Genomic DNA, 2,148 nt, shown 5'->3' with positions numbered 1-2,148 from the left:
GAGCCCATCACAAACCGGGGGCAGCTTCGGCGACGGAGGGCATGCGGAAGGCGGGATAGCGGCAGCGGATGAGGTCGTCGAGATCGCCGTTGAGGACGCGGGTGCGGGTCTGCAGCAGCAGGTGGGCGCCGCGCGGCGTCCAGCGCATCGACTGGCGTTTGTCGAAGCGCTTGTCGATGACCTGGTTGACCGCGGATTCCACGAAGCCGGTGGAGATCCGCTCGCCGCCCCGGAAGCGTTCCCCGTAGTCGATGATGTGCCCGGCGTTGTTGGTGATGTAGGTCGCGAGCTCGGCCAGCGTCGTGGCGAGCTTCTCCAGCGCGGGGGCGCCCGGGGTGTCCTCCAGGGCGGCGGCCACGTCGTCGGCGAGGTCCTCGATGGCGTCGATCGCCTCGGCGGGGTTGCCGTGCCACAACAGCCACTTGATCCGCTCCAGCGCGGCGGTTTTCGTCGCGGCCGTGTCGGGATCGCTCCAGGCCCCCTTGACCATTGGCCCCAGCACGGTCAGCCGCATGGTAACGTGGAACCAGTCCAGCACATGCTCGGCCTCCGGCACGAGGTTGCGCTGCAGGCGGCGCAGGGTCTCCGCGCCATCGGAGAAGAAGATTACCGGCTGCTCAGGCCGCAGCCCCTGCCGGCGCAGCGTGTCGACCAGGCGCGCCCTCGGTCGCTCGTCCACTGTCTGGACGAAGGCGAAACAGCGCCCGCCCGGGTCCGGATCGCGGCCGTCGCGGTGGAACGACGCCACGCTCTTGCCGGCGATCACTTCGAACCAGCCCTGCTCGCGGCCACGGACGTAGCCGCCATCCAGGCCGACGAACAGCGGGCCATCGGGTGGCGGGGCGTCGTCGGCATCGATGACGCCGTCCACCGGCAGGCTGGTCGGCGCGGTGTCCAGGGCGGCCTCGTGGCTGCGGGCCACCCGGAACAGATGCCGCCGGACCCGTTCGGCGCCGATCGGCCGCTCGACGGGCAGGAGTTCGCCGAGCAGCCGGGTGGTCAGACCGTAGGACACCAGCGAGGCGAACTTGGTTTCCAGATACAGCAGTTCGGGGCTGGCCCGTTCGGGCAGAAGGGCGGCCAGCGGGCTCACCGAGCGGTGGGTCCGGGGTTGGCAGGAGCAGGCCCGGAACCGTGGGCTGGCGAGCCGCACCGTGCCGAACGGAGTGCGGTAGACGAGGCGATGGTGGCCCTTGAGCGAACGGGAACCGCCGCAGTCGGGACAGACGTTCTGGGCCTCCCGCCAGCGCGCGACTTGCGCGTCGACGAGCGCGTGCTGGAGGGACCCGGTGATCGCCTTGGCTTCGGCCAGCGACAGCCCCAGCGTCTCCGGGGCAAGGTCGCCGCGGTCGAGCCGGGCCACCTCGTGAACCTCCCGCCCCCCATCCTCCGCGATGAACACCACCTGCACCGCCATCCGGATCATCCCGACCCCCGCTCCGCCGTGAACGCTTGCCGCAGAGCGGCGTTGACCGCGGCGCGCTCGAAGGCGCCGGGCAGAAAGGGCCGGCGCGCCTCCAGACGGGCCACCGCCCGTTCGAAGGCGTGGCACTCGTCGGGGTCATCAAGGGCGGAGCGGTCCCCGTCCGCGACCCGCCGGAGAATGGCGGCGACGGTGTCCAGGTCCTCGGCCATCGCCCAGCCGGTCGCCGCGCGCCGCTGATCGGCGAAGTCCTGAGGGCCGCCGCACGCGTCCGGCGGACTGGTCTCCCGGCCGGCCAAGCAGACCGGATGCGGCGGCCGGGGCACGGCTGCCAGAACCTTTTCAACGCGGATGTCGATCCGCCAGCCGGCGCGGAAATCGTACTCGTAGAGGAAGCGCTCGGTGGGCCGGAACCGGAAGCGCGCCAGCGGCACCGCCTCGGCGTCCTCGCCAAAGTGCAGCCCGCCGATGGCCGGGATGCCGTAGCTCCGGCCGTGAATGCGGAAGCGGTGCAGGCGGTCATCTTTCCAGCCCATCAGCAGCTGGATGACCCGGTGCAGATCGGCGATCGACAGGCGATCCACCACCCGCACCCGGCGCCAAACCGCCGGATGGACGTCACGCAGCTGCACCTTCAACTGCAGCGTCTGGGATGGAGGCGAGTCGGGCATGGCGCCAGCTATACCTCAGCCGAGTCGCGGCTGCCCCCGGTTTGTGATGGGCTC

2 protein-coding genes are annotated in these 2,148 nt (G+C 71.0%); both read right to left on the bottom strand.

Annotated elements, in window-relative coordinates; genetic code table 11:
* Window positions 1-7: 7 nt before the first annotated feature.
* The gene (locus DXK32_RS31840) at window positions 8-1,426 is read right to left on the bottom strand and encodes an ISKra4 family transposase (RefSeq protein ID WP_114862150.1); all 1,419 of its coding nucleotides are present in this window, start codon (window positions 1,424-1,426) and stop codon (window positions 8-10) included.
* Complete coding sequence (locus DXK32_RS31835; RefSeq protein ID WP_114862149.1) at window positions 1,423-2,094, bottom strand: plasmid pRiA4b ORF-3 family protein; 672 nt, start codon at window positions 2,092-2,094, stop codon at window positions 1,423-1,425. Before DXK32_RS31835 ends, DXK32_RS31840 begins: the two co-directional genes overlap by 4 nt.
* Window positions 2,095-2,148: the final 54 nt, after the last annotated feature.

Origin of the sequence: Azospirillum brasilense, assembly GCF_003349955.1 — a bacterium.
In the GTDB taxonomy this organism is placed as follows: domain Bacteria; phylum Pseudomonadota; class Alphaproteobacteria; order Azospirillales; family Azospirillaceae; genus Azospirillum; species Azospirillum brasilense_B.
This window is presented reverse-complemented; position numbering and strand designations above follow the sequence as displayed.